This window comes from Pseudomonas caricapapayae, assembly GCF_001400735.1.
In the GTDB taxonomy this organism is placed as follows: Bacteria; Pseudomonadota; Gammaproteobacteria; order Pseudomonadales; family Pseudomonadaceae; genus Aquipseudomonas; species Aquipseudomonas caricapapayae.
Map to the genome: position 1 here is coordinate 63961 of NZ_LJPW01000054.1, position 26837 is coordinate 90797.

The 26837-nt window shown below is 60.1% G+C and carries 21 protein-coding genes; 4 read left to right on the forward strand and 17 right to left on the reverse strand.

Annotated elements, in window-relative coordinates; translation table 11 throughout:
* Positions 1–99: 99 nt before the first annotated feature.
* From ALO80_RS07485 to ALO80_RS07500, 4 genes are all read right to left on the reverse strand, one after another.
* Positions 100–1341 carry a thiolase family protein gene (locus tag ALO80_RS07485; RefSeq protein ID WP_055008498.1) on the reverse strand — a complete coding sequence of 414 codons (1242 nt, stop codon included), beginning with the start codon at positions 1339–1341 and terminating at the stop codon, positions 100–102.
* The gene (locus ALO80_RS07490; RefSeq protein WP_055008586.1) at positions 1338–3224 is read right to left on the reverse strand and encodes a feruloyl-CoA synthase; all 1887 of its coding nucleotides are present in this window, start codon (positions 3222–3224) and stop codon (positions 1338–1340) included. Before ALO80_RS07490 ends, ALO80_RS07485 begins: the two co-directional genes overlap by 4 nt.
* Positions 3225–3379: 155 nt before the next feature.
* The gene (locus tag ALO80_RS07495; RefSeq protein ID WP_055008499.1) at positions 3380–4828 is read right to left on the reverse strand and encodes an aldehyde dehydrogenase; all 1449 of its coding nucleotides are present in this window, start codon (positions 4826–4828) and stop codon (positions 3380–3382) included.
* A gap of 130 nt (positions 4829–4958) precedes the next feature.
* The gene (locus tag ALO80_RS07500; protein ID WP_054987395.1) at positions 4959–5789 is read right to left on the reverse strand and encodes a p-hydroxycinnamoyl CoA hydratase/lyase; all 831 of its coding nucleotides are present in this window, start codon (positions 5787–5789) and stop codon (positions 4959–4961) included.
* A gap of 211 nt (positions 5790–6000) precedes the next feature.
* On the opposite strand from ALO80_RS07500, the gene ALO80_RS07505 reads away from it, so the two are divergent.
* Positions 6001–6489, forward strand: a complete 489-nt coding sequence (locus ALO80_RS07505; protein ID WP_055005022.1) for a MarR family winged helix-turn-helix transcriptional regulator — start codon at positions 6001–6003, stop codon at positions 6487–6489.
* Positions 6490–6533: 44 nt separating this feature from the next.
* Here the strand turns inward: ALO80_RS07505 and ALO80_RS07510 are convergent, their stop codons facing one another.
* Positions 6534–7856 carry an OprD family porin gene (locus ALO80_RS07510; RefSeq protein ID WP_055008500.1) on the reverse strand — a complete coding sequence of 441 codons (1323 nt, stop codon included), beginning with the start codon at positions 7854–7856 and terminating at the stop codon, positions 6534–6536.
* 327 nt (positions 7857–8183) lie between these two features.
* On the opposite strand from ALO80_RS07510, the gene mhpT reads away from it, so the two are divergent.
* Complete coding sequence (mhpT, locus tag ALO80_RS07515) at positions 8184–9398, forward strand: 3-(3-hydroxy-phenyl)propionate transporter MhpT (protein ID WP_055008501.1); 1215 nt, start codon at positions 8184–8186, stop codon at positions 9396–9398.
* Between the two features lie 112 nt (positions 9399–9510).
* On the opposite strand, the gene ALO80_RS07520 is transcribed toward mhpT, so the two are convergent.
* The 3 genes from ALO80_RS07520 to ALO80_RS07530 all read right to left on the reverse strand — a co-directional run bounded on the left by ALO80_RS07520 (position 9511) and on the right by ALO80_RS07530 (position 12876).
* Entirely contained in the window at positions 9511–10458 is a 948-nt protein-coding gene (locus tag ALO80_RS07520; RefSeq protein WP_055008502.1) for a SphA family protein, read from the reverse strand.
* Positions 10459–10543: 85 nt separating this feature from the next.
* Entirely contained in the window at positions 10544–11311 is a 768-nt protein-coding gene (locus ALO80_RS07525) for a coniferyl-alcohol dehydrogenase (RefSeq protein WP_055008503.1), read from the reverse strand.
* Between the two features lie 83 nt (positions 11312–11394).
* Positions 11395–12876 carry a benzaldehyde dehydrogenase gene (locus ALO80_RS07530; protein WP_055008504.1) on the reverse strand — a complete coding sequence of 494 codons (1482 nt, stop codon included), beginning with the start codon at positions 12874–12876 and terminating at the stop codon, positions 11395–11397.
* 280 nt (positions 12877–13156) lie between these two features.
* Between ALO80_RS07530 and ALO80_RS07535 the strand changes: the two genes are divergently transcribed.
* A complete protein-coding gene (locus ALO80_RS07535) occupies positions 13157–14929 on the forward strand; it encodes a sigma-54-dependent Fis family transcriptional regulator (RefSeq protein ID WP_055008505.1) in 1773 nt (590 codons plus the stop codon).
* A gap of 42 nt (positions 14930–14971) precedes the next feature.
* On the opposite strand, the gene treS is transcribed toward ALO80_RS07535, so the two are convergent.
* The 4 genes from treS to ALO80_RS07555 form a co-directional block, all read right to left on the reverse strand.
* Complete coding sequence (gene treS / locus ALO80_RS07540) at positions 14972–17035, reverse strand: maltose alpha-D-glucosyltransferase (protein WP_055008506.1); 2064 nt, start codon at positions 17033–17035, stop codon at positions 14972–14974.
* Positions 17036–17193: 158 nt separating this feature from the next.
* Complete coding sequence (locus ALO80_RS07545) at positions 17194–17763, reverse strand: LysR substrate-binding domain-containing protein (RefSeq protein ID WP_235812457.1); 570 nt, start codon at positions 17761–17763, stop codon at positions 17194–17196.
* A 35-nt stretch (positions 17764–17798) separates the two neighbouring features.
* Positions 17799–18059 (reverse strand): helix-turn-helix domain-containing protein, encoded by a 261-nt coding sequence (locus ALO80_RS07550; RefSeq protein ID WP_010430082.1) that lies wholly within the window; start codon positions 18057–18059, stop codon positions 17799–17801.
* Positions 18060–18287: 228 nt separating this feature from the next.
* A complete protein-coding gene (locus ALO80_RS07555; protein WP_005734627.1) occupies positions 18288–18893 on the reverse strand; it encodes a DJ-1/PfpI family protein in 606 nt (201 codons plus the stop codon).
* A gap of 130 nt (positions 18894–19023) precedes the next feature.
* On the opposite strand from ALO80_RS07555, the gene ftrA reads away from it, so the two are divergent.
* The gene (ftrA, locus tag ALO80_RS07560; protein WP_055008507.1) at positions 19024–19977 is read left to right on the forward strand and encodes a transcriptional regulator FtrA; all 954 of its coding nucleotides are present in this window, start codon (positions 19024–19026) and stop codon (positions 19975–19977) included.
* Here the strand turns inward: ftrA and ALO80_RS07565 are convergent.
* The 5 genes from ALO80_RS07565 to sbnB are packed head-to-tail and all read right to left on the reverse strand — an operon-like array spanning position 19937 to position 26832.
* The gene (locus ALO80_RS07565) at positions 19937–21130 is read right to left on the reverse strand and encodes a serine hydrolase domain-containing protein (protein ID WP_055008508.1); all 1194 of its coding nucleotides are present in this window, start codon (positions 21128–21130) and stop codon (positions 19937–19939) included. The two genes, ftrA and ALO80_RS07565, sit on opposite strands and share 41 nt — an antisense overlap.
* Before the next feature lie 3 nt (positions 21131–21133).
* Positions 21134–22288, reverse strand: coding sequence for an iron-containing alcohol dehydrogenase (locus tag ALO80_RS07570; RefSeq protein ID WP_055008509.1), 1155 nt, complete (start codon positions 22286–22288; stop codon positions 21134–21136).
* Between the two features lie 24 nt (positions 22289–22312).
* A complete protein-coding gene (locus ALO80_RS07575) occupies positions 22313–22957 on the reverse strand; it encodes a LysE family transporter (protein WP_055008510.1) in 645 nt (214 codons plus the stop codon).
* 27 nt (positions 22958–22984) lie between these two features.
* Positions 22985–24730: an FAD/NAD(P)-binding protein gene (locus ALO80_RS07580; protein WP_055008511.1), complete on the reverse strand. Its 1746-nt coding sequence runs from the start codon at positions 24728–24730 to the stop codon at positions 22985–22987.
* Positions 24730–26832, reverse strand: coding sequence for a 2,3-diaminopropionate biosynthesis protein SbnB (gene sbnB, locus ALO80_RS29225; protein WP_083493184.1), 2103 nt, complete (start codon positions 26830–26832; stop codon positions 24730–24732). The genes ALO80_RS07580 and sbnB overlap by 1 nt, the downstream gene beginning before the upstream one ends.
* Positions 26833–26837: the final 5 nt, after the last annotated feature.

The window sequence follows — 26837 nt, forward strand, 5'->3', positions numbered from 1 at the left end:
CGCTTCGATTCGGTCAAGCGCTAACGGATGGCCTGTGTCAGAGCAGTGCCTTGAATGGCCGAATGTCGCTTTCGAGTCATGGACAAAAACGCAGGCTTATCAGCCCGAAAACGCCGGATTCTCGATCAGCAACGCCATGCCCTGCCCCCCGCCAACACAGGCAGCGGCGATGCCGTAGCGCAGGTTTTCCTCACGCAGTTGCCGGGCCAGGGTCATGATCAGGCGTAGCCCGGTGGCTGCCAACGGGTGCCCCAGACCCAGTGAGCCACCCAGACAGTTGAGCCTTTCGCTGTCCAGATCCAGTGTCCGGGTCACTGCCAGAATCTGGGCCGCCTGCGCTTCGTTGATTTCCAGCCGGCCGATGTCGCTCAGCGTCAGGCCGCTGCGCTGCAATAACAACCGGATCGCAGGCGTCGGGCCTATGCCCATGAGTTCTGGAGCGACGCCAACCACGGCGCTGGCCAGCAGGTGCGCCAGTACCGGTCCTTTTGACTGCGACGCACGGCCTATCAATGCGGCCGCCGCGCCGTCGACCACTGCACAGCTATTGCCTGCGGTCTGTACGCCATCGGCATGAATGGCACGTAAACGGGATAACGCGGCCAGATTGGTCGCTCGCGGGTGACTGTCCTGTGTGACCGCTTCAACCCCTCGCGGCAACTGGATGCCACGCGGCTGATACCCCTCCAGTTCGAAGCCTTCACTGCGGACCGGCACAATTTCGCCAGTCCATTTGCCGGCAAGCTGCGATTGCAGTGCCCGTTGATGGCTGAGCAATGCATAGCCATCCACGGCTTCACGGCCCAGCCCGTAACGTTTCGCGAGGTTGTCCGCGGTGGCGATCATGTCCATCGCCGGTGCGGGGTCGTACAGTGCTTCCCAGAGAAAGTCCTTGAACTGCACCGTGCCGCCCAACGGGAAGCCGTCGCGGTGGGTATAGGCCGCAATCGGGTTACGCGACATGGATTCGGCAGCGACGCACAGCGCCATCTGCCCGCCCTCGCTCAGGTGCTGAGCAGCCTGGCGCAACAATTCCAAACCTGTCGCGCAGATCCTTTGCACTCCCAGCGCAGGAACGCTTTGCGCCACGCCGCTGTACAGGCCTATGTGCCGGGGCAGCAGGTAGGCGTCGAAACTGGCTTGCGCCATAGACCCGGTCAATACGCTGTCGACCTGACGCGAGTCGACGGCAGCACGCGTCAGTACCTCACGACCGACCTTTATACCCAGATCGATGGGCGAGACATGCCCTAGAGCGCCACCCAGGTCGACCCAGGGTGTGCGCACAGCCTCGACAATGGCCACGTCGCTGTACGCCGAATAGTGCCCGCCACTGCTCATGAGTTCAGCTCTGCCCGTAACTTGTCCGGGTCCTGATCACGATAAAGTGCTTCGACCTTATCTGCGCGCCACTGCAACACAGCGCGCTGGTTGATCGACCCCTTGTCGGTGATTTCGCCGCGGTCGATGGACGCAGGTTCAGCCAACAGCACGATCCACTCCAGGCGGCTGGCGTTGCCATTCGCGCCTCGATTCAAGCGCGCCAGCCAGTCGGCAAACCAAGCACGCACCGGCGCACTGGCCAGTACCTGCGCATCAGTAGCCTGTGTCTCCAGCCCGGCCAATTGTCGACACTCATGCAACCTCGGAAACACCAGCGCGCCCAGGCATTCGCGATCAGGCGCGGTGATGACGACATCCTGGACGTAAGGCGAGCCTTCCAGCACTGCGCGGTTGCGCATCGGCCCGACACTGACAAACACGCCGGACGACAACTTGAAATCCTCAGCCAGACGCCCGTCGAACATCAGGCCCAGTTCGGGTGCCGAAGGATCGGCAAGCTTGATCGCATCGCCGGAGCAGTAGAAACCGTTTTCGTCGAACACCTCGGCAGTCTGCTGCGGCGAGCGCCAGTAACCCGGCATGATGTGCGGGCCGCGAAAACGCCCTTCGAGCTTGCCATCCACCGGCACCAGACAGACTTCGCATCCGGGTGCGGGCAAACCGATGTACCCGGCCATCGATAAGGGTCCGGTAGTGAAGGTGCAGGACGGCGCGGCTTCGGTCATGCCCAGCCCGGCCATCATGCGGATGCGCTCGCCACAATGTTGCTCGGCGACCCGGTCGAGGCGGTCCCAGATACTTTGTGACAAGCCGGCAGCAGCGAAGAAGAACAGTTTCATGCGCGAGAAGAATCGGTCGCGCAGTTCGGCGTCCTGCTCAAGGGCGTTGACCAGCTCTTCCCAGCCCTTGGGCACGGTCAGGTAAGCGGTGGGCGAGATTTCCTTGAGATTGCGCAATGTCTCGGCAAAACCCTGAGCCGTCGGTTTGCCATTATCCAGATAGAACGTGCCGCCGTTGTAGAGCACGATGCCGAGGTTGTGACTGCCGCCGAAGGTGTGGTTCCACGGCAGCCAGTCGACCAGTACCGGCGGCTCTTCGCCGAACACCGGGAAGGTCTGCAGCAACATCTGCTGATTGGCACACAGCATGCGCTGGGTGGTCACTACCGCCTTGGGCAGTTTGGTCGACCCGGACGTGAAAAGGAACTTGGCGATACTGTCCGGACCGCTGGCCTGGAAAGCAGCCTCGGCTTCACTGCCCCCCGGCTGTTCCAAGAGGCTGGAAAAGCTCAGGTTATGCCGGCCAGTGAGCTGACCGCGTACCGTGATAACGGGAGTATCCACCGGGATGACCGCGTCGATGGCGCGCTGAAACGGCGCGGCGTCGCTGACAAATACCAGCCCGGGCTGCAAAACGTCGCAGACGTGACGTAATTTGGCGAAATCCTGCGACATCACCGAGTACGCCGGTGATACCGGGCAGTAGGGAATTCCCGCGTACATGGCCCCCAGAGCAAGCTGCAAATGCTCGATATCGTTACCTGACAGCAGCGCCAGCGGCCGCTCGGCTGACAGCCCGTAAGCCAGCAGGCCCTGCGCGACAGCGCGCACGTCATTCAGCATGTCGGCGTAACTGACCTTGCGCCAGCCGCCACGGCTGTCGCGGGCGGCAATAAAGGTCTGTTGCGGGCGCAAGCGGGCCCAGTGCACCAGCCGGTCAAGCAATCGGTCGGGCAATGGATCCAGGGGTTCAAGGGCGCGCATGTGCAGAATGCCCTGCTCTTCCCGCACCTCGATGGGCGGGTGGCCGATGGAGACCTGGCGATAGCGCGGCAGGCTGTCTTCACTGTGCAGCGTTGATGATCTGATATCGGAACTCACGTGCATTCTCTCCATCAAGGTGCGCAGACACCGAACGGCTTGCAGCGGTTAGGGCCGGGCGTAGCAGGACCAGGCTGCAGCCTCGTTATTGTTATGCCTGATTTGCTGGCGACACGGTCTCTTGCAACAGGCCGTTGAAGCCAGCTCCGGAGGATTCAGATCGGGTAATGTCGTGGCCCGTTTTGCAAGGTCACCCAGCGCAACTGGGTAAAGTGCTCGACGGAAGCCTTGCCGCCGAAACTGCCATAACCGCTGGACTTCACGCCACCGAATGGCATTTGCGCCTCGTCATGCACTGTCGGGCCGTTGATATGGCAGATACCGGACTCGATCCGTTGCGCCAGTGCCAGCGCCCGGCCGGTGTCACGGCTGAAAATCGCCGCTGAAAGGCCGAATTCCGAATCGTTGGCCAGCCGCAACAACGCCTCGTCACCGCTACCGCGAAGGACCACGGCAACCGGGCCGAAGGACTCTTCACGGTACAGACGCATGCTGTCCGTTACGCCGTCGAGGAGCGTCGGTTGCAGAATACTGCCCTGCAGTTGCCCGCCCGCCAGCAGCGTTGCGCCAAGATTGACGGCGTCGTCGATCAGGCCTTTGATGCGTGTGCCAGCGCCCACATCTACCAGCGAACCCAGCACCGATTCGCTGTCCTGCGGATCGCCGGCACGCAGTGTCTCGATCTTGGCCGTCAGTTTCATCACGAACGCATCGGCCACTTTCTGATCAACGATCAGTCGTTCGGTGGACATGCAGATCTGACCCTGATTGAAATACGCACCAAATGCTGCCGCTTCTACCGCAGCGTCGAGATCAGCGTCATCCAGCACCAGAAACGGTGCCTTGCCACCCAGCTCCAGCAAGGCAGGTTTAAGGTGGCGTGCCGAAAGCTCACCGACGATGCGCCCTACATGCGTCGACCCGGTGAAATTGACCCGCCGTACAGCCGGATTGGCAATCAGGCGCTCGACTATCGCCGCAGCATCGTCCGGCGCATTGCTGATCACGTTGACCACGCCATCACCCAGTCCGGCATCCTGCAATACCTGACCGATCAGACGGTGCACCGCCGGGCTGAGCTCCGACGCCTTGAGTACCACGGTATTGCCGCAGGCAAGCGGCATGGCGATGGCGCGGGTAGCCAGGATCACCGGAGCGTTCCATGGAGCGATACCGAGCACGACTCCGCAGGGCTGGCGCAGCGCCATGGCAAAATTGCCGGGGACGTTGGAGGGAATGACTTCACCGGTTATCTGTGTGGTCATGGACGCGGCTTCGCGCAGCATGCTGGCGGCCAGTTGTACATTGAAGCCGTACCAATTGGCCATCGCCCCGGTTTCTCCTGCAGCGGCAATAAATTCACCGCTGCGGGCCTGCAACTGCCCGGCAGCCTTGAGCAGGCGATCACGACGCTCACCCGGTGCCAGCGCCGCCCAGACAGGGAAAGCAGCCTGGGCGGCCGCGACTGCCGCATCGGCATCGTCGAGAGTCGCAGCGGCGACACGCGATACCACGTCGCCGGTCACCGGATTGCAGCGTTCAAATGTACGTCCATCATGGGCGGGGCACGACCGGCCGCCGATCAGCAGTTGCACGTCCAGCATGGTGATTCCTCTTTATTATTAGTGTTCAGAGGCGCTACGAGTTTCAAGCTGCACGCTTGAAACTCAAAGTGTTACGCTTGCATTCCGAGCCTGTTTTCAACGCCGCATCACCGATGCGTATGGTTCGCATCTACCGTTTGTACGCCTCCAGGCCTGGCTTGATGCTCTTGTCGTCGAGGAATTGCTTCATGCCCTGCTCGCGGCCGCCTTCCTTGTCCAGCAGGCGCGATTGATCGAGCTTGGCATACAGGTAGTCTTCGTTCTGCTCCCAGGTCAGTTCGCGGCAGCGCTTGAAGCCATGCTTCGCGGCGCGCAACACCACCGGATTCTTTTCCAGCAGATTAAGGGCCAGATCGATAGTCACCTGGCGCAGCTGTGCCAGCGGCACGCTCTCATTGACCAGTCCCATTTCAGCGGCTTTCTTACCGTCGAAGGTTTTACCGGTCATGATGTAGTACAGCGACTGACGATGGCCCACCGTGTCGGCCATCGCCTTGCTCACCAGGTTGCCGGGCGGAATGCCCCAGTTGATCTCCGACAGGCCAAAGGTCGCTTCATCGGCGCAGATCGCCAGGTCACATGCCACCAGAGGGCTGAAACCACCGCCGAAGCACCAGCCATTGACCATTGCGATGGTGGGCTTGGCGTACATGCGCAGCATCTTCCACTGCCACTGGGAGGCTTCACGACGGATTTTTTCCTGAAGAATTTCCGGCCCTGCATCCACCTCGCGAAAGTATTCCTTGAGGTCCATTCCAGCGGTCCAGGCCTCACCGGCGCCGGTCAACACCAACACGCCCGCCTCGGGATCCTGCTCGAGTGTTTCCAGTACATCGATCATTTCGCGGTTCAGCGTCGGGCTCATGGCGTTGCGCTTTTCGGGCCGGTTAAGGATGACCCACGCGATGCCCTGCTCGATCTCGACCTTGACGGTTGTCCAGCGACCTTCGTACTTGCTCATGGCGATACTCTCTTGTTCTTGACTTGACGATAGCTCAACGCTAAACCGCAAATATAGTTATGTCAATTAACTGTTATTAATATTAATCAAAAAATCGGCACTCTGCCCGTACAGGCTGGTCACAGTCACGTATACCCCATAGCTATCGTTCGCTAACCTCGGCAAACTGATCGGCTGTTTGACCCACCCCATCAAAAGGACTGCACTTTCAATGGCCAAGCCATCCGACATTGCCGACATTTGCCAGGCCCCCACACAGGTCGCCGAGGCAGCTTTGCCAACGGATTCTGCGCTGGATGATCTGATCGGTTATGCCATGCGCCGGGCACAGCTCAAGCTGTTCCAGAACCTGATCAGTCGCCTGTCCTCCCACGACTTGCGCCCCGCGCAGTTCTCGGCGCTGGCGATCATCGAGCAGACCCCCGGCCTGATGCAGGCTGATCTGGCCAAGGCGCTGGCGATCGAGCCGCCCCAGGTCGTACCGTTGCTGAACAAACTCGAGGAGCGCGCGCTAGCCGTACGGGTTCGTTGCAAACCGGACAAACGCTCGTATGGCATCTTTCTCAGCAAGAGTGGTGAAACATTGCTGCGCGAACTGAAACAGATCGCCGCCGACAGCGATCTTGATTCCACTTCAGCGCTGGATGACAAGGAACGCCAGGACCTGCTCAGGCTGCTGAAAAAGGTTTATCAGTCGTAAGAGCAAGTTATCGACGGCAGGTCCTGCCATCGATGACCGGCTGATCACCAGAGCGGCAAACTGTACTGCACAATGAAACGCGTCTGGTTTTCATCACGAAAGGCTGCACCTGCCGGGAAGTCGTTGCGGTAGATCGACTTGCGCGCCAGCAAGCCGATATTCTTCAGCGGGCCGCTTTGAACGACGTAACCCAGCTCCATCTGAAACTCACGTTCCTTGCGATCGTCGGCATTGAAAGCAGCCAGCTCGATGTTGTCGCCCCGCACATAACGCAGCCGGCTGCGTAGCCCGACAAGGCCGACAGCAGTGAAGTCATAGTCGTAAATGGCTTGCCAGGTGCGCTCCCTGGCATTGAGAAAGTCAGAACTCATGGTCATCTCGCTCAAGCCCATCAGTTCGGTTCCCGATACATAGGGCGTAGCCGTATCGCCACTCGAATGCATATAGCCGAGACTGACGCTGTGTCCTCCCCACTTGTAGCCCAGTAGCGCCGAGAGGTTCTGGTTATCCACTTCCCCGGCTTTCGCACTCCCCGTGTCGCGACTGAAAAAGCTCCGCAGATCAGTGGTCAGTACGCCATCGCCGATCGCCAGTTTTTGCAGCAGCGCGAGCGTGTTCTGCGTATAGAGGTCATCCACCTCGGCGTGATAGGCACGAATGCTCAGTTCCTTGTCGACCTGATAGTCGCCCCCGGCGTAGGCCATGTGCGAGGACGTTGCTGCACCGTTGAAGCGACGGTTCGGCGCGGCGATGGTGATCGCCTGATAGTTGCTGGAGTCGCGCTTGTTGACCCGGTCGATATAGCCCGCATTGAAGGTCAGATTGTCGATTTCCTTTGAGGTCACTGTGGTGCCACGAAAGGTCTGTGGCAGAAGACGTGAGGGGCTGGCGAAGGCGAACGGCAGGAAAATCGACACATCGCCAGTCTTGACGGTCGTCTCGCGAAATTTCAGCTTGCCCGTCAGGGCCAATCGGGAATATTCGTCAGCAGCCCGCCCGTCGCTGGCGGATACCGGCAACAGCTCGGTGCCGCTGCGGTCTGGCGAGGAATCAAGCTTTATGCCTATCAGCGTTCGCGCATCAAGGCCGAAACCTACCGGCCCTTGTGTAAACCCGGACTCGGCATTGAAGATGAACCCTTGCGCCCACTCCCGAATGGCAGTCTTGGTGCCATCGTCCTTGTAATCACGGTCCATGTAGTAATTACGCAGCGTCAGAGTGCCGTGGCTGTCATCGATAAAACCCTGAGCCTGTGCAGGATCGGGGATAGCGCTGATGCCCAGCAGGCCCAGTGCAAGGCTGCAATTTTTCCCACGAAAAAAGCGCGCTGACACAGCGCTTGCTGTACCACGAGTGAGCGTTGGCATGTCAGTTGTCCACTTATTGTTGTTGTTTTTGGATTCGGTCCGGCGATTCGCTGCAGGCCCGTGGACAGAGAATTGAAGGATTCGGTATCGACGTCAATCCAGACTGTTCGATAATCGAACGTTAATATAATTAACTAGTTGATCGGCACGCTCGACCTGACGACCTAACCCAATGTTTCTAAATGAATAAACCCTGATTCTCCTGAAATGTCGGCGCAGATTCACTTTTTAGTTATTTTTGTTACCTTGATCGTACCTGTCACAACGCCGTAGCCGGCGCCCGGAAACAGGCTTTTCTCCACAACAAAAACAACAACGAGGCTTGCCATGAACAGTTCATTGCGTCGTTCGACGCTGACCATCGTCTTGTGTTTTATCGTCGCGCTCATCGAAGGGTTCGACCTGCAGGCTGCCGGAACAGCCGCCGCAGGACTGCGTCAGAGCTTTGCCCTTGACCCGAAAATGATGGGCTGGGTATTCAGTGCCGGCATCATTGGCCTGCTGCCAGGTGCTTTTTTTGGTGGCTGGATCGCCGACCGGATTGGCCGCAAGAAGATTCTGGTCAGCGCAGTGCTGCTGTTCGGGGTCTTTTCTCTGAGCACCGCTTACGTCGAAAGCTTTTCCGCGCTGTTACTGGTGCGCTTCATGACCGGCCTGGGGCTGGGGGCTGCACTGCCCAACCTGATCGCGCTGTGCGCCGAAGCAGTCGGCGAGCGCCACCGAGGGCTCGCCATCAGCGTCATGTACGCAGGCGTTCCGCTCGGCGGTGCGCTGGCGGCGGTTGTCGCGATGTTTACCAGCGACCACTGGCAGACAACCTTCATCATTGGCGGTCTGGTGCCTTTGCTGGTAGTACCGCTGATGATCCTGTCGCTGCCCGAATCCAGCGCCTTTAAACAGCAGACGACTGCCAGCCCTGTTCGACATTCAAGTGCCAGTGCGCTGTTCGGTGAAGGCCGGGCTCGCACGACACTGGCCTTGTGGGTCGGCTACTTCTTTACGCTGACCGTGATGTACATGCTGCTCAACTGGCTGCCGTCGCTGTTGATCGGCCAGGGTTTCAGCAAACCGCAGGCAGGCATGGTGCAGATGCTGTTCAACATTGGCGGTGCCTTGGGTTCGTTGCTGGGCGGGCTGTTGCTGGATCGCTGCAACGGTATCAAGGTCGTGCTGTTCGTTTATGCCGGTTTGCTGGCTGCACTGGCGGGCGTGGGTTTATCGATCGGTATCGTGCCAATGGCAATTGCCGGGTTTGCTGCCGGCGTATTTGTCATGGCCGCACAACTGGTGCTGTACGCGTTGGCCCCTCCTTCCTACCCGACTTTGGTACGTGCCACCGGCGTCGGTGCTGCGGTAGCCATCGGCCGCCTCGGTTCTGTGGCCGGTCCATTGGCTGCCGGGCATCTGCTCGGAGCCGGTGCGGGAACCGCCGGCGTACTGTTGGCCACCTCGCCAGGCCTGGTGGTCGCCGCACTGGCAGCGATCGTGGTGCTGTCCCGGTCGGCCGCAGCCGGGAAGCATGCGCTCAAGGCCACCGGCTGAGCGGCCTGGCGGATGGAGCCTCACGTCGCAGCGATCATCGCTGCAACCGGGGTTGAGCGGACTATCGTGGCAATACAACGCACCGACACGGCAGTCATCCGACGGCAGCGTCCTACAGCTTGTGCACAAAATTCAGCACAACCTTGTTGCCTTCGGTGCGGTTTTCGGCACCCTGTTCGAAGTAGCTGTTGACCGTCAGCACGTTCTTCTTGCTGAAGGCATACAGGAAGCCGGGGCCGATGGCCCAGACTTTCTCCTTGCGGCCACTGACATCATGGCCATCTACCTGAGTGTCAGTGAACTGCTTGAGCCAATAGCCATTTAGCCCCAGAGAGAGCTGCTCGGTCACAGCGTATTGCAACGTCAGGTTGGCATGCAGCGCCTGACCTGCCTGGGTGTCGGAGACATTGCCGAACCCGGCCTGCGGGTCGTCATTCTTGCCGTTCCACAGGTACATGAACCGCCCGCTGGCCGACCACTTCGGAGAAAACCAGTAAGTCGCCGCGTAGTACGGGTTGAACGACCAGAAATTACTGCCAGGGTTGATCGAGCGATTGCGATTGTAGGCACCGACCGGAATCGCAATGTCCGCCTCGATACGCTGGGTCAGCAGCGGGCTGCCATCAGCGCGAGTGAGGGTCGGTAATTGCAGAAACGGGCCAATGATCAGGTCGCCGAAACCTGCGCGCGAACTTAGTACGGTGTTATCCAGACCATCGTCCACATCAGCATGCGCCAGTGAAGTATTGATGGCGGTAATCCCCGGCATCGCGCCATTGTCCATCGGCTGGCTGACATAAATGAGCTGGGTGGTCACCGCCAGTACATCCACATCCTGTCTGGGAAGTTGCAGCTTGTTGCCATTTACATCATTGAAACGATCGGCCCTGGCGTAGTTGAGGTATTCCTCCAGATACCAGCCTGGCCCGTCCGGGGCTGGCGAGCCGTCGTAAAAGCTGGTGTTGCCCAGATTGAGGCCAGGCAGGTCATAGGCATAAGCGGTCGATGAAAGGCCGATGATTGATACGGTCGCGACGGTACGCAAGATAGACTTGGGCATCTTGGGATTCCTGTACTTATTGTTGTTGTTTTTCAATAGCCCCGACGCCGCGAGCGCGCCGCCGGGGTTGTAACGCCTGCCGCCATCAGACGTAAGAGGCTGCCAGCCCTCCGTCTACCGGCAGGTTGACACCGTTGATCCATCGCGATGCGTCGGAACACAGAAACGCAATCACCTCGGCCACCTCATCGGCCAGCGCAGGACGCTTCATGTGCAAGCCATCACGGGTGACACGCTCCTGGCCGACCATGCTGACAAAATCACCGAGGATCGGCGTGAACACCGGCCCCGGCGCGACACAATTGACGCGCACCGACTGCTCGCGAAACCATTCTTGCGATTGCTGAAAGCTCCAGACGATCAGCGCCTCCTTGAAATACTGATAGCAGGTCTCCTGGGCCACCGGATTGGCCGCCAGCCACGCCTGTCCTTCGCGGTAGCTTTCAGTGGCAGCCAGTGCCTTGTGCAGTTCAAGCCGTCTGGCCCACTGGTCACCGAGTATCGACGCTACGTTGACGATACTGCCGCCCGGTGCCATGTGTGGCAGCAGGCGCTGAGACAGATGGCGCAGCCCGAGGTAATTGACTCGGGCTACCGTCTGGACCGGCGCAGTGCCGGGTACGCCGGCGATATTGCACAAGGCGTCGATCTGCCTTGGCAGGCGCTCGATCAGCGCATCGATACTGTCCGGATCGCCCAGGTCCGCCTCAAAGAACCCGTCCACGGTCAACTGCGGCTCATGGCGATCAATGCCAATGACTCTGGCACCTTGAAAGCGCGCCACCCGCGCGAGTTCAGCGCCAATACCGGATGACACACCCGTAACGATCAGTGTTTTGTTATTCAGGTTCATAGTCGCGCGCTCTTATTGTTGTTGGATCACGTCTTGTCGTTGAATCACACTACTTGCAATACAATTTAAAACCGCAGGCACACTCAGAACGGATAGACCGGAGGCTGGCTCTTCACCGTCACCCACTGCCACTGGCTGTACTCCTCCCAGTCCGACGGACTGCCTGCGCTGCCGCCGTTGCCCGACGCGCCTCGCCCGCCGAACGAGTTGATGCACTCGTCCGCCACGGTCTGGTCGTTGATGTGCAGCATGCCGCACCGGAGCCTGTCGCCAATGGCCGTTGCACGCCCCACATTTGGAGAAATAACAGCAGCGGCCAGGCCATATTCAGAGCGATTGGCCAGTTCGACGGCTTCCTCGTCGGTCGAAAAGCTGACCACCACCGCCACCGGGCCAAAAATTTCTTCCTCGAATGCGCGCATACCGGGCTTCACGCCGCTTAGCACCGTAGGACGATAGAACAGCCCCTCGTATTCACCACCGGTTTCCAGTTGCGCACCGGCTTGCAGACTGTCGCTGACCACCTGATGTACGTGCTGCAACTGGCGTTTGTTGATCAGCGGCCCCAGTGCAGCTTCGCCGCGTGCGGCATTACCGACCGACAGCGCCCGTGCCTTGTCCGCCAGCTTGCGGGTCAGGTCAGCGGCAATCGATTCGTGAACCAGAATCAGGCCGGTGGCCATGCAGATCTGCCCCTGATGCAGCCAGGCTCCAAACGCGGCACTGCCGGCGGCCAGGTCAAGATCGGCATCTTCAAGAATGACCAATGGATTCTTGCCTCCCAGTTCCAGCGAGACTTTCTTCAGGTTACGCCCGGCGGCTTCGGCAACCTTGCGTCCGGCCCCGGTAGAACCTGTGAAAGTGATCATCTGCACGTTGGTGTCGCGGCACAATGCTTCGCCTGCATCAGCCGAACCCGGCAGCACCTGCAACAGTCCTCTGGGCAGTCCGGCTTCCTCGAACAGCCGGGCAATCAGAAAGCCGCCACTGACCGGCGTCTGCGGGTCAGGCTTCAGCACCACGGCATTGCCTGCCGCAAGCGCCGGAGCGACCGAGCGCATGGACAGCACCAACGGAAAATTGAAAGGCGAAATCACCCCTACCACGCCGTGCGCCACGCGCCGTGCATAAGACAGGCGGCCAGCCGCGCTGGGCAAGATCAGGCCGTGGCCATGAGCCTGCGACAGCATGCCTGCTGCTTGTCGCAACAACACAATGGCCTCGTTCACCTCGTGTTGTCCCTTGTGCAGGCTGCCACCGGTTTCGCGTGCGACATACAAGGCCAGTTCATCGTAAGCACAGACCGCGTGATCGGCAGCCAGCAAAAATATTTCGGCTTTTTCACGAGGCCCCAGCGCCGCCCAGGCAGGCTGGGCAAGCGCAGCCTCCCGGCACGCAACGGCGATATCCGCCGCATCGGCCATGGCCGTGTTCATCAACAGCTCACCGGTCGCAGGCTCGATGACAGGCTGTAAGGGAGAAAAGGAAGGAATCCAGTCGCCATTGAATACACATTCGGCTTCAATCGCGCGCTGCAACAGAGGGGTGCCATCAGACGCTGACATATTCAGACTCCGGCTTTTATGGTTGTAATCGCCTGCTCCACTCCAATGGACAGCACGCGCCGTAAACAGGCCTGAGCAAAGCCTGTGCCGGGATTGCAAACAGTTTGTCATATAGCGTCTGGAACGCTCTGGAACAGGCGTCTCCGCCAATGGCAAAGGTGTTTCCGGCGTCCCGAGTCGAAAAGTACGCCTGAGCCGACTTGTTCATTTGATCAAGTTATGTTTATTAACCGACTCATCAGTTGATCATTTAGAGCAATACCAGGACGAGATACAAAAAATGAGAATTCCTCACTGCGAGCTTTCCGACCCTGCCGCCCCCACCGAACGCCTCTCGCCCAAGGGCGACAGCAGTCAGCCGGACGCCAGTGGCTCGCCGACCGCCGAGGAATTGACCAGTTGCCTGTTTTTCTCGCCTGACGACGGGCGCATATGGCTTAACGATCAACGGATGTTGTTACTGCACACCTCATCGTTCGGCACCTTGCGCCGCGAAATCATCGAGCGTCTGGGCCAGGAGCAGGCGCGCGGCATGTTCACCCGTGCCGGCTACCTCTCCGGGGCGCGCGATGCGCGGCTGATTCGGGAGCGCTGGCCACTGGCTGATGCCACCTCGGCGTTTCGTGCCGGTACGCACTTGCATACGCTGGAAGGCATGACCAAGGTCGAGCCCATGCACTTCAAGTTCGACGCCGAGTCCGGGTTTTATGAAGGGGAGTTTCTCTGGCACAACTCCTGCGAAGCCGACGAGCATGTTGCGGCGTATGGTATCGGACAGGATGCGGTGTGCTGGACCGAAATAGGCTATGCCATGGGTTTCGTCAGCGGGCTTTTCGGGCAAATGGTGGTTTTCCGCGAAGTGGAGTGCCGCGGCATGGGTCACGCGAGCTGCCGGGTAGTCGGCAAGACGTCGGAACAATGGGGTGATGTCGAACGAGACTTGAGCTACCTGAATGTGGTCAAGTCAGCCGCCCCGGAACAAACCGTATCGCTGGCAAAGGTAAGGCACCATCCCGAGCCGCCGACCGGCACCGAACAGCCACTGATCGGCGCAAGCGCCGCTTTCAACGCTGCCACCCAGGCTCTGCAACGCGTGGCCATGACCCCGGCGACGGTATTGATCAGCGGTGAGTCAGGCGTCGGCAAGGAAATGTTTGCCCGTCAGTTGCACCAGCTCAGCCGCAACCGTGAAGGCCCGTTTGTTGCGCTTAACTGCGCAGCCATTCCCGACAACCTGATCGAGGCGGAGCTGTTTGGAGTCGAGCGTGGGGCTTACACCGGGGCGACACATTCAAGGCCCGGGCGCTTCGAGCGTGCCGACGGCGGTACGCTGTTTCTGGACGAGATCACTTCCTTGAGCCTGGCCGGCCAGAGCAAACTGTTGCGCGCCTTGCAGGAACGGGAGATCGAACGTGTCGGGGGCGGCCATGGCATCAGGGTCAATGTCCGGGTTGTGGCGGCAACCAACGTTGACCTGCGCAAGGCCGTGGCCGACGGCGATTTTCGCGAAGACCTGTTCTATCGACTGAACGTTTACCCGATCGCCCTGCCTCCGCTACGCGAACGCCGCGATGACATTCCATTGCTGATCAATGCCTTTCTCAAACGTTTCTGTCAGGAGTACGGCAGGACGCCGGCCGGATTGACCATGCGGGCCCTGAAAACGCTGTTGCGTTACGACTTCGCCGGGAACGTGCGCGAGTTGCAGAATCTGATCGAGCGCGGGCTGATTGCCAGCGACGAAGGCCAGGCGATCGATCTGATGCATATTTTCCGCAATGAGCCGCTACCCGTGGATTCCTACTCATTGAACCACGAAGGCGCATTGCGACAGCTTCCCGCTTCAGACGCGCAGCAAGCGCCCACAGCCGCGCTGCTGGACAACCTGACGCAACCCGATCAGGCGTTTTCCATCGACGAACTCGAACAACGACTGATTCAGGAAGCACTGGACAAGAGTGAAGGCAACCTGGCGGCTGCCTCACGGTTGCTGGGCCTGAGTCGCGCCCAGTTCGCCTATCGCCTGAAGAAACAGCAGTCAGGAGGGTCCTGACCTTGATGGTAACGCGCAGCCCGTCAGGCTGCGCGTCGCTGGTCAGATCGGTAAGGTGCTGACCACGCGCAAGGCAAGCCCTTCATAGGCGTCCAGTGTGATAGTGAACTCGCCCTGCTCGCTCAGATCGCCTTCAACCCGTTCATTGATGATATCGACCACCGGACCCGGCGCGATACCGGGCAGGTGCAGGGTTTCAACCAGGGTCTCGGCACTGAAATTAAGCGCGGTGATCTGGGTCCCCTTCCCGGCTGGCAGCTCATGAACCATGACCAGCAGCCCTGGATGCTCGACATCGGGAATCAGAATCTGGCGACTTGCCGCGATGTCATAGGCGCGGCGTACAGCGAGAATCTTCTTGAGCTGCGAGGCAAACGAGTCAGATCGCTGCAGCTGACTGACCAGGCTGCCGTACAGCGTCTGGGGACGCGGCATGTCGCCCGCAGAAAACTCGGCGTCCGGGTCAAGATCGACCAGATCGTAGGCACCTCGGTGAACCCAGCGAGTGTCGCCGTCCTGCATCAGGTGATCAACCTGCTCCGCAGGGAGCGTCAACGCGCCCACAAGGTCCCAGCCCGACAACGCAAATACGCCCGGCTGCATAGCGTTGTACATCACCAGCAGCAGGTGAATGTGCTGAATCTGTTGAATGTCGGCAGCAGTAATCGTGCTCAGATCACGAATACCCAGCGCCGCGGTAATGATACTCGCCGTGGTGCAGGAGACGCCGTTGGTGACGAACTTGAGATTGTACGGCGCGTGTTCGCCGGACAACTTCTCGTACATCTCTTCGCGAATGTGCTCGCGCAGGATATTGCCAGGGAACGTCTGGCCCTGATAATGGAAGGTGTCGTGGGCGTGCAGCGTCCAGAAATGCACCAGTTCCAGAGTCAGCTCATCGTGATTCTGCAAGGCGTGGATCAGCGAGGCCGGATCGATGCCGTACGCATGCACCTGACGCAGCATCAAGCGCAGGAACTCGGTGGTGCCGGTCAGCAGGGCATGCTGATAGGCTGGTCGGGTGATGAAGTCGTAGGACAGATCCGCGCCACCCTGCCCCATGGAGGCAATATCATCGATGGTCAGGTTCAGTTCCTGAAAGCTGAAACCGCCCGCCTTGCGGATCGCCCCGGCCAAAAGCTGGTTGCCGGTGATCGACAACGGATGGCTTTCCGACCAGGCGGTGCCTTCGGCGCGACGTTCCACACCGAGAAAACCGTTGGCGTCCAGACGCAATACCCTGGCCCCCATGACATCAATGGCATGCAGCGCGTCACCGATGATCATCTGCTGCGCGGCGAAGCTTGGGTCCAGCCAGTTCAATGAAGGCTGACCATCCTTGAAGTAATGCAGATAGACCCAACGCCGAGCCTTGCCATCGACGCCGTGCACCACGTCGGTTGCGCTCCAGTCGGTTTCCTTGACGCCGGGCTCGAAGAAAATCACTCGTTGCAACTGGCCGACGATGTAATGCTTGTCGCGCAATTGATCGACCACGTCGGGCATCAGGTTGACCGCATCGCGCCCGGTCGGCACGTCAGGCAGCAACTGCCAGTCTTCCTCACGAATCTCGACCATATGAAACAGGCCGGGATAATCCTCGTACGCCAGCTCGGCAAGACGGAAGTCCGCCCCCTTGCCGGTGTGCGACGGGATGATGTCATCGATGATCACGGCGTTATGCGCTGCGGCAATGCGCGTCAGGCTTAACAGCTGCGCTTCAGTGCCCAGATCAGGGTCGATGCCGAAACTGATCCGGTCGAAGTTGCCATCGATACTCGGGGTCCGTTCGCGGCCTTTCAGCCCGCCGGACAACTTCAGAGGCCCATTGTGGATGCCCTGAATGCCGATCTCCGACAACGCATGCCACAGGGTTTCATCGCCCAGAGCTTCCAGCACCGAGCCACCTTCGCGGGTGACGATAGAAGCCGGATAGGCGGTGAACCAGACCGATGCGATAGCGGATGCATCTCTGGGACGTGCAAGGGCGAAAGGACGCTGCCAGAGCCTGCCCTGCCCTGAATAGGTCTTGGCGCGCTGTTTTGCAGCATTAAGCATCGATTGCTCGACCAGCCAGTCCACGTACTGCTTGTCCGGTATCGTCATAGCGTCCAGTCTTCCTCTCGAATCGGCGAACTGAGACGCTCCGCGGGCGGAGCGTCCTGAATGTATTACCTACGGATATGAGCCCACAGGGCCCGATTCGTTGCATTCATGTCACGGTCAAACGCTCGTCGACAGCACGCTGACAGGCTTTTGCAGTGTCAATGTGGCTGAGGAATGGAGGCCGTGGGCTTTTTCAGAGCCTGAATGACTGCAGTTGCGGCATTGGACAGCAGCGAAACCGGCCGCGCCACGACACTGATGTGTCGCATCACAGTCAATGGAAGCGGGATCGACTCCAGTTCACGCAAGCGTCCATTCAACAGCGCGCTGGGGAGAATCGAGATGCAATGGCGTTTTGCGACCAGATCCAGAAGCGTGTCCAGGCAGGTCAGTTCGCCGCGCTGACTGAGCCGTACGTGCGCCGATGCCAGTTGCTGGTGCAGGCGTTCGACGCCCGGATGCCGCCAGGCCACGTAACGTGACACCTGCGACAGTTCGGCGAAGCTCTGCGGCGCCTCCTGCCTACTGCGCGCCGCCACCAGCACGTAATGATCCGACCAGCAATGATGCTCGAGATAATGCTCGTCCAGCACGATAGCCGGCAGAACCACGATATCGGCCACGCCCTTTATCAAGGCATCCAGCGATGGGTTTTGTTCGCTGCGGTGCAGCACGTTCAGATGAATATCGGGGTAGTGATGGGCGAGAAAGTCCAGCGAGGCGCTCAGGCTGGTCTCGAGGATATGCGAATGGTAATGAATGGTTACGCTGCCACTGACCCCATTTTTTTTAGTTGTTCGAGCGTGGCCATGATGTTCCCGAGGGTCTGGCTGATGACCTTGCCTTCAGGAGTGAGTGTGCAACCGGTGCGGCTGCGAATGAACAGGCGCTTCTCGAAAAAATCTTCGACTTCCTTAATGGCATAACTGATGTTCGACTGGCTGCAGCCCAGAATGGCTGCGGCCTCCGAGAACGAACCGTGCTGTGCAACGGTTTGAACGACTTTAAAGAAATGGGTTTTCATGTGTCCTGCACTCTGGTTTTGCAAAGATGGGTGCGGCCCTGCCGCTGAGCCAAAGGCTCGGGAATACAGGAAACCCCCGCTGAAACACCGGAATGGCCGGGTTATCGGCCATTCGGACGAATGTCTCGAGCGGGGGTATGGCGATGGCTGGCTATCGCTTTGAAGGGTTTGCTATGCACGTTTCGGGCACACAGCGTCTTCAGAGGTGACCGGGGGTTAGTGACAGCCTCAGTCGTTCTCGGTCCAGTCGAAATCCATTTGCAGCGCCGTGCGTTCGGCCAGTTCACGGCTGTGCAGGCGCTCCACCAGATGAAGGCTCATGTCGATACCGGCGGAGATGCCTGCCGATGTCACGAACGAGCCTTCGTCGACCCAGCGCAGCGTGCTGAGCACGTCTACCGACGGGAACATTTCCTTGAGATCGTCAATGTCTTCCCAGTGTGTGGTGACCTGTTTGCCTGCCAGCTTGCCGGTCCGGGCCAACAGAAAGGCACCGGTGCACACTGCGGCGACGACGCGCCCGGGCTCCGACTGATCACTGATCCAGTGGATCACGTCAGGTTTTTCCAGCTCGGCAGTCACAACGCCGCCAGGGACGATCAGACAGTCGATGGCCGGATGGTCATTGATCGAGAAATCCGGATCGACCTTGAGACCGGCGCGGGCACGCACCGGTGCAGTGCTGCGCCCAATGGTGAACACGTTGAACAACTGCCGGTCATCACGGCTGTTGCGAGCGTGCATGCGCGTTGCGGTGGTGAACACTTCGTAGGGGCCAGCGAAGTCGAGAACCTCGACGTCGTCATAAACGTAGATACCGATATTGAGTGGCACGAGTTGGCTCCAGGGCCTGCCGGGCAGGCCTCTTGCATATTAGGGTTCAAGCGAGTGACAGCGTGCAGATTAACCAGTAGCATCACGCCAAACTACTGGCTGAAATGCCAATATCCGGTAACATCGCGCCATGAAAAATCACCTTGTCGTCGCACTTATCTACAACCAGCTGTGCACCTTCGAATTTGGCTGCACGGTCGAAGTCTTTGCACTGAAAAGGCCCGAACTGGGCGTCAGCTGGTACGAGTTCGCGACCTTTCCGGTCGACGATGGGCCGATTACCGCCGCCGGTGGCATTACCATCGTGCCAACGCCAGGCGAAGTGCTGCTGGAAAACGCCGATACCATCATCGTGCCGGGCTGGCGCGGGGTGGAGTCCGAGGTTCCGCAACGGCTCATCGAACAGCTCCAGGCTGCTCATGCACGCGGCGCGCGGATCTGTTCCATCTGTACGGGTGCCTTCGTTCTGGCCGCAGCCGGCTTGCTCGACGGGCACAAGGTCACTACCCACTGGCGCTATACCGACCTGCTGGCGACCATGTATCCGGGCTTGACCATTCAGCCCAACGAGCTGTATGTGGACCAGGGCAAAATCGTGACCGCTGCGGGCTCGGCTGCCGGGCTGGACATGATGCTGCACCTGGTGCGTAACGATCACGGCTCGCGCGTTGCCAACATGGTGGCGCAGCGCATGGTCATACCGCCGCATCGCGAAGGCGGTCAGTCGCAATATGCTTCCAGGCAACTGGTGTCGGCCAGCGACGGGCCGATTTCCAACCTCATGGACTGGATTCGCAGCGACCTGCAACGTCCCCACACCATCAAGGAAATGGCCTCACGGGCGGCGCTCAGTACCCGGACATTGCACCGCAGCTTTATGGAGAGTACCGGCCTGACGCCTTACGACTGGCTGCTTGGCGAACGCATTGCCTACGCCAAGGAATTACTGGAATCCTCGAAGTTGCGTCTCAACGAAGTGGTGGATCGGGCCGGTTTTGGCTCTGAAGAGTCCTTTCGCCGGCACTTCCGCAATCTGGTGGGCGTCAGCCCGAGCAGCTACCGCAAGCAGTTTGCCCGGGCGTGACCTCGTGTCTGGCGTAGACCGCATCGACGAGCGCCTCGGCAAACTCACCCCACGCGCCCGCAACAGCCGTGTTGGTCAGGACAACCATGCTGAGCGAGGAAACCGGATCGACCCAGTAATGGCTGCCATACAGGCCGCACCATGACCAGGTTCCGACACCCTGCTGCTGCCCCCGCACAGCAGCGGGTTCGGCAAGGATCATCGGCCCCAGGCCGAACTTCCAGCCGGGCCCACGGCTGGCGATGGTCATGTTTCCAATCGCGTTATTCAGCAAGCGCTCGGTGCTGACGGCGCTCAATAACGGCGCGCCCCCCAGACGCAGACACTCAAGCAGCCGAAGATAGTCATCCGCTGTGCCCAGCATGCCAGCCCCGCCGGACTTATAGGCACCAGCGTCGCAAGCGCGGGCCGACGACAGCCGCGCCCGTCCGCTGTCGAGCAACAGCCAATCATCGTCGCCGACACGTTCCGGGCCGCCAACTCCGTCCTTGTAGGCACTGGCCAGCGGCAGTTGCTGCTCGTGCCTGAACGAGGTTGCACTCATGTGCAACGGCTGCGTAACCCATTTGGCAACGGCTTCCGACAAGGCCATGCCAGTGGCCCGCTCGACCACCGCGCCCAGCACATCAGTGGCCAACGAATAGGCCCAGGCGCTGCCCGGCTCGAACAACAAGGGCAGACGCGCCAACCGGGCCAGGTTTTCCTGTAGATCGAAGGCGACACAATCCAGCCCGTCCGACACTTCTGCGCGGTGATAGGCGCTGTCGGGCGCTTGTTCGAAGCCGTAACTCAAGCCGGAAGTGTGCGACAGCAAATGCTGCAGCGTAATGACAGGCTCACGGCCACAGGCCAGACGCGGACGAAAGGCTGGCAACCAGTCCGTCACCGAGGCATCAAGCTTCAGGACGTCCGCCTCGCACAGCCGCAACACCAGCACCGAGGTCAGTAGCTTGGTCAGTGACGCCAGCCGAAAGCGTGTGCTGCGAGTCATCGGAATCTGCTGTTCGCGATCAGCCCAGCCGAGCGCACTGGCGTAACATGTGCGCCCACGACGAGCCAGCAACAGGACCCCGCCGACGATCCGGCCCTGACCGACAAAGCGTTGCCAGACGCTGTCGAGACGCCGCATGGCGGGTTCATCCAGTGCGGTCATGACTCACTGGCCCCTGACCGCACGGCTGAAGACTTGCGCGTACACCTCGGCCGAATGACGAATCGGGTTGGTGTGCGAGCAGCCATCGGCAAACGCCATCTTCCCGACGCGCTCGGCGTCGCGATCATCGATACCGATCTGGCCCAGCGTATGCGGGATTCCAATCTGCTCGCGCAATGTCAATAACCACTCCATAACCCCGCTAAAACCCGGTGTGGGCAAACGCAGGTAGACTGCCAGCTCATCCATTTGCGTCAGTAATGCCGAGCGATTGGCCTCCAGCACGTAAGGCAGCAGGATCGCATTGAGCAAACCGTGATGCTGGTCGTAAAGCGCACCCAGGCTCTGTGCAATCGCGTGTACGCCGCCCAGCCCGCGCTGAAACGCCGCTGCACCGAGGCTGGAGGCCACCAGCATCTGCTGCCGCGCCTCCAGGTCGTGGCCGTCAGCAACAACCCGAGGCAAATATTCCTTGATCATCTGCATGCCCTTGACCGAAACCGCTTCGGCCATCGGGTGCCACGCCGGTGAACACCAGGATTCCATGCAGTGAGTCAAGGCATCCGCACCCGTCGCGGCGGTCAGGTGCCTGGGCAGGTCAAGGGTCAGCGTGGCATCCAGAATCGCGATGCGCGGCATCATGCGAATGTGCAGGATGGTGCGCTTGACCTGTGCCTGTTCGTCGGTAATCACCGATGCACGCCCTACTTCAGAACCGGTCCCGGCCGTGGTCGGCAGCGCAATCACCGGCGCAATGCCTTTCGGGTCGGCGCGCAGATGGTTCTGCCCGATGTCTTCGAAATCCCATAACGGGCGGGTCTGGCCAGACATCAAAGCAACCGCCTTGGCCGCGTCCAGCGCCGAACCGCCACCAAACGCAATGACGCCGTCATAATCGCCGGTTCTGTAGGCGTGCAGACCGTCGGCGACGTTGCTCCCGGTCGGGTTGCCCTTGACCCGGTCAAACAGACCGCAATGGCCTAATTGGCTGCGGCAATCCTCCACGGCGCTGGCGATCATGTCGGTACTGCCGAGAAAGCTGTCAGTCATCAGTAACGGCCGTTTTATGCCGGTCTTCCGGCAAGCGTCGGCCAGCTCGTTGACGCGTCCAGCGCCTGCACGGATTGAAGTCGGGTAGTGCCAGTCGTTGCTGTGCATGTACGTAGTCCCTTGCAGGTTATTTCAGTAGATGAAGTTGGCAGGCAGCAAACCGATCAGCAGACGCAGGCCGAAGGCGATCATGAAAAGACCGGTGACGATATCGATGGCCTTTTTCATGCGCTGATAGCGCGCCTGCACGGCAGGGATCGAAAACAATGTGGCCAGCAGCACGAACCAGGAGATCGCCAGTACCGCAATGATCGACACCCCCGCAGTGCGCACCCACATCGGCATGCCCGGCGTGGTCACAGTGGTGAACACACTGGTGTAGAACGCCAGCGCCTTGGGATTGGTCAGGTTGGTCAGCAGGCCGAACCGATAGGCACGGCTCAGGCTGCCGATGCCCAGTGCACCGATGTCCCTCGGTTTGGGCTGGCTGCCGGCACTGCGTAGGCTCTTGGTGCCGAGCCAGGTCAGATAAGCACCGCCCAGCAACTGCAACGCCGGTTGCAGCCACGGCAACTGCTGAAACACCAACCCCAATCCGGTAGCCGCCAGCAACGCCCAGAGAATGCTGCCCGAAGCCACACCCAGCCCTGCACAGATGCCCTGCCGCCGGGACTGGCTGAACGACAGTTGAGTAATCACCAGAAAGTTCGGGCCGGGACTGATGATCAGCACGATGAACGCTCCCGCCAGCGCGGTCAGTAAAGTGACTTCATACATATCAGTAATTCCTTTTTAATTAATAAGTTAAACAGCTTTATTAAACTTGAATGTAATGCAACTTGAAGTGTGCTTCGCCAGCATCTCCAACCATGACTCGACCGCCCTGCGCGCTTCGATCAGTGCGCGGCAGGTCGGGTCAGGCGTGGGCACGTAGTGGTTGTAGAAGGTGCAGCCTTCCACGGCTGGCCCCAGAACCCAGAGCCGCTGCTGCACAGAACCATCGCGGCCAATGGCACGAGCAGACTCATCGGTTTCAATACCGTCGGCAGGCCAGGCATGCGCAGCGCGAATCAGTCCTTGCTCGTGCAAATCACTGATCAGTCCAGGGCCATTGCCCGACAGACCGCCGTGGGCGACCCGCGCACCAATGATGCTGTCGGGGCGAAAATCGGTCCTTTGCACATCGTCCATCGGTGGCAGGATCGTCACGACGCCAGCCTCGATCAGCGCCAGCAGATCTTCATGGCGCTCCTTCTGCGGCCCGCCGACCAGCCGGTTGCTCAACCCGGCCCATGTGCCATAAAACTCCAGGGTCGACGACTCGGTCAGGCCGTTGCGATCCGCGATCAGGCGCAGCAGGTCGCGGCAATCTCGCCAGACCCCCAGTGCCTGGCAGATCGGACTGCCTGCCGTGCCCAGTCGACTCAGCGCCAGGTCCCGTTTGATCCAGTCGACGAACCATTGGCCATACGTGCCTTGCGCACCCGACCAGCGTTGGGTCAACAGCCATTGCTCAGGGTCAAACTCACCCCACAACTCAGCCAGCCGCTCAAGCGCTACCGGTCTGGCGGTTGACTCGCGCAGCAGCCGCTGCACGGAAGCGAACTTCGCGGGCGCATCGAGCCGGACCCTGGCCTGATAAAACACGGCGCACATTTCATCCTTGATCAGCGGCAGCACATCGGCCCGAAAGTCGAGTTGCCCGCCCTCCTTTTGCTCGCGCAAACGGGCTATGGCGGCAGCGGTGAAGAACAGCCTCGGCAATGGGGGCTGGCTGGAGGCATGCCATTGCGGCCGTGCATGAAACGGCAGCCCTGTGCGCGAGTACAGGAACACCTTGGGCTCGCGTCCGGACGGCAGATATCGCCAACCTGCAAAGCCAGCATCCCGCACGTAGCGCCCGCCGCGCCCTTGAGTCAGGTGGGCCAGTGTGTCCATCGCGGTCAGTCCCAGCCCCTCGATGGCCACACTATCGCCGACCTCCAACTGCGCGCCGGTTTCAGGGGCATGCCCGCTGGTGAGGAACACGGCATCGACATCCATCTCCAGACGTCGAGTGCGCAACCTGAAGCCGGGCGTTTCCAATAGCGGCCTACAGGTCATGACCTGCTCGGCGTGATAGCGCACCTGCACATGCGCCGGGCAGCACTGCAGGAGCAAGCGATAGCTGTCCTGCAAGTAGCGCCCGAGCAATGCGCGCGGCAAAAAGTCGCCAAACGCCACCGCTCTGCCCTGCCCGTCCGTGCTGACATGGCCGCGCTCGTCAAGGCGCACATCCTGACTGCGGCACCATTGCAGAAAGGTCGGACCGGCTTTCGCGCAAGCCGGGAATGCGGAAGAAAACGCGGATAACTGGCCGGCCACGGTGTTGAGCATCAGGTAATCCGGCTGCTGTATATGGTGCAGCCCGCTGCCGGGTGGTTGCGGGTCGAACACTTCGATATTCAAAGGCCGATCGGCATGGCGACTCAGGCCGATCAACTGCTCCAGAATGCTCAAGCCACGTGAGCCCATGCCGATAATGGCGACGGTATGCGTCTGCACGGCCATCACCAGCGCTTCGACTCAAAGAAGAACTTCGGCACCGGCAACGCACTGCCTTCGGCCACTGCCTGGCGATACACGCGCTGGCCCACGGCGAGGTCCAGCACGCCGAGACCGAATGGCGAGAAGATCGAGGCCCGATCCGGGCTCAGTTCCACCTGCCCGGTCATCAATTGGGCCAGCGTCCCGGTGATGAAGGAACGGTCCTGATACTGCTGAACGGCGAGATCAGGTGAAGTCTGCGCCTTGAGGCAGTGTTCGACGTCATCAAGGATATTGTTGGCTTGCGCGATGACTTCCGAGCCCAGATCACGCAACGAAATGTTCAGTATCAGTTGCCCGGGCTGAAACACCGGTTCCAGCACATAAGGGCTCGACGCGGTGGTAGCGAACACCACCACATCAGCCTGCAAGGCGGTCGGCAAATCGCTTGGCCGGCTGTTCATCCGATGTCGACTGGCAGCATGCTGCACCAACGCCGATGCCGAGTCTTCGTGTTGATCGAAGACGGTTATTACGTCCATCGTCCAGCCATCGCTGACAAACATGTCGAGGATTGTCCGGGCAATGAAACCGGCACCGATGAACGCTATTCGTCCGACATGACGTTGATGACGGTTCATCCATCGCGCACCGAGTACCGCCGAGGCAGCCGTGCGCATGGCGCTGATCCGTGAGGCTTCCAGGCAGGCGAAGGCGTAGCCGGTCAGTGGGTCATTGAGGATCAGCACGGCCGAGGCGCGTTGCAGGCCCGTCTCGATATTGTCCGGAAAGCTGGATATCCACTTGATGCCACTGACTGCCTGCTCGCCGGACAGGCTGGCGGGCAAGGCAATGATCCGATTGGCCGGTGCCTCGGGAAAACGCAGAAAGTAACTGTCGGGATTGATCGTACGTCCGGCCTCATGGGCCAGATAAGCCGCCTGCACATCATTGATACAAGCCAGAGGATCCGCCGCCAGCAGGCGCGCGACCACCTCGCCATCGACCACATGAAAGGCTGCCTGCTTCAACCGCTCGGCGGCCAGCCAGAGGGTTGAACACTGCTGCTGTGGAGGCAGGACAGATACACACCCATCCTGTGGGAGCGAGCCTGCTCGCGAAGGCGTTTTTACGTTTCCCTGAGATGTCGCAGCCCCTGATGGGGGCAGATCCGCCAGGGTCATGCTCAGCACTTCACGGCCAAAACGCTGCTCGACCCACTGATCGTCGTAGAGGGTATCCAGGTAACGTTCGCCCCAGTCCGGCGACAACGCCACGACCACCGAACCCGGCTCGATGCGCTCGCGCCAGGCATGTACCGCAGCGATTACCGTCGCGGTGGACCCGCCAACCAGCAAACCCTTGCTGCGCGCCAGAATGCGACACATGGCGACGGTACAGGATTCCGGGACCATCTCCAGCGCATGAATACCATCAGCCTTGAAGATCGGCGGATGCTGGCTGGTGCCCAGCCCCGGTATGAAGCGACGGCTGGCCGGAGTGCCAAAGGTCACCGAACCGACGCTGTCGACGGCAATGATTCTGGTGCTCGGGTGATGCCGCTGAAAATGCTGGACACAGCCCATCAGCGTGCCGGTGGTCCCGGCACCGACGAACAGATAGTCGACATGACCGAAGTGCTGGCTGATCGAGCGTGCCGTGGTCCGGGCGTGAGCACGCGGGTTGGCGGCATTCTCGTATTGATTGAGCCAGACGTATCGTGGGTCGCTGACCAGCTTTTCCCGGATCAGCGCAATGCGTGTTCCCAGAAAACCGCCATTGGCGTCCGGGGCCTGAACCTGAATCACCTCGGCACCATAGCTGCGCATCATGCGGATGTTATGGCTGGAGCTGTTGGGATCGACCACGCAGGTAAAGGGTATCGCCCGCTCCGCGCAGATCATCGCCAGCGCCACACCGAGATTGCCCGACGAAGACTCGATCAGAATCGTGTCAGGGCCCAGCAAACCCCGAGTCTGAAGGTCATTGATCAGCCCTGCGGCGGTCTTGAGCTTGATCGAGCCGGCCGGGTTGAGTGATTCCAGCTTCAGGAAAAAGTCTTCGCCCAGGCCAGAAACCTTGAGGAAGGTCTGATCGTGGACGATGTCGCAAAGAGAGTCGTACATAGGGG

Bases quoted from the DNA above. Each gene is read 5' to 3' on its own strand.
- ALO80_RS07485 (WP_055008498.1), bottom strand. From the start codon at position 1,341: ATGAGCAGTGGCGGGCACTATTCGGCGTACAGCGACGTGGCCATTGTC.
- ALO80_RS07495 (WP_055008499.1), bottom strand. From the start codon at position 4,828: ATGCTGGACGTGCAACTGCTGATCGGCGGCCGGTCGTGCCCCGCCCAT.
- ALO80_RS07500 (WP_054987395.1), bottom strand. From the start codon at position 5,789: ATGAGCAAGTACGAAGGTCGCTGGACAACCGTCAAGGTCGAGATCGAG.
- ALO80_RS07505 (WP_055005022.1), top strand. From the start codon at position 6,001: ATGGCCAAGCCATCCGACATTGCCGACATTTGCCAGGCCCCCACACAG.
- ALO80_RS07510 (WP_055008500.1), bottom strand. From the start codon at position 7,856: ATGCCAACGCTCACTCGTGGTACAGCAAGCGCTGTGTCAGCGCGCTTT.
- mhpT (WP_055008501.1), top strand. From the start codon at position 8,184: ATGAACAGTTCATTGCGTCGTTCGACGCTGACCATCGTCTTGTGTTTT.
- ALO80_RS07520 (WP_055008502.1), bottom strand. From the start codon at position 10,458: ATGCCCAAGTCTATCTTGCGTACCGTCGCGACCGTATCAATCATCGGC.
- ALO80_RS07525 (WP_055008503.1), bottom strand. From the start codon at position 11,311: ATGAACCTGAATAACAAAACACTGATCGTTACGGGTGTGTCATCCGGT.
- ALO80_RS07530 (WP_055008504.1), bottom strand. From the start codon at position 12,876: ATGTCAGCGTCTGATGGCACCCCTCTGTTGCAGCGCGCGATTGAAGCC.
- ALO80_RS07535 (WP_055008505.1), top strand. From the start codon at position 13,157: ATGAGAATTCCTCACTGCGAGCTTTCCGACCCTGCCGCCCCCACCGAA.
- treS (WP_055008506.1), bottom strand. From the start codon at position 17,035: ATGACGATACCGGACAAGCAGTACGTGGACTGGCTGGTCGAGCAATCG.
- ALO80_RS07550 (WP_010430082.1), bottom strand. From the start codon at position 18,059: ATGAAAACCCATTTCTTTAAAGTCGTTCAAACCGTTGCACAGCACGGT.
- ftrA (WP_055008507.1), top strand. From the start codon at position 19,024: ATGAAAAATCACCTTGTCGTCGCACTTATCTACAACCAGCTGTGCACC.
- ALO80_RS07565 (WP_055008508.1), bottom strand. From the start codon at position 21,130: ATGACCGCACTGGATGAACCCGCCATGCGGCGTCTCGACAGCGTCTGG.
- ALO80_RS07570 (WP_055008509.1), bottom strand. From the start codon at position 22,288: ATGCACAGCAACGACTGGCACTACCCGACTTCAATCCGTGCAGGCGCT.
- ALO80_RS07575 (WP_055008510.1), bottom strand. From the start codon at position 22,957: ATGTATGAAGTCACTTTACTGACCGCGCTGGCGGGAGCGTTCATCGTG.
- ALO80_RS07580 (WP_055008511.1), bottom strand. From the start codon at position 24,730: ATGGCCGTGCAGACGCATACCGTCGCCATTATCGGCATGGGCTCACGT.
- sbnB (WP_083493184.1), bottom strand. From the start codon at position 26,832: ATGTACGACTCTCTTTGCGACATCGTCCACGATCAGACCTTCCTCAAG.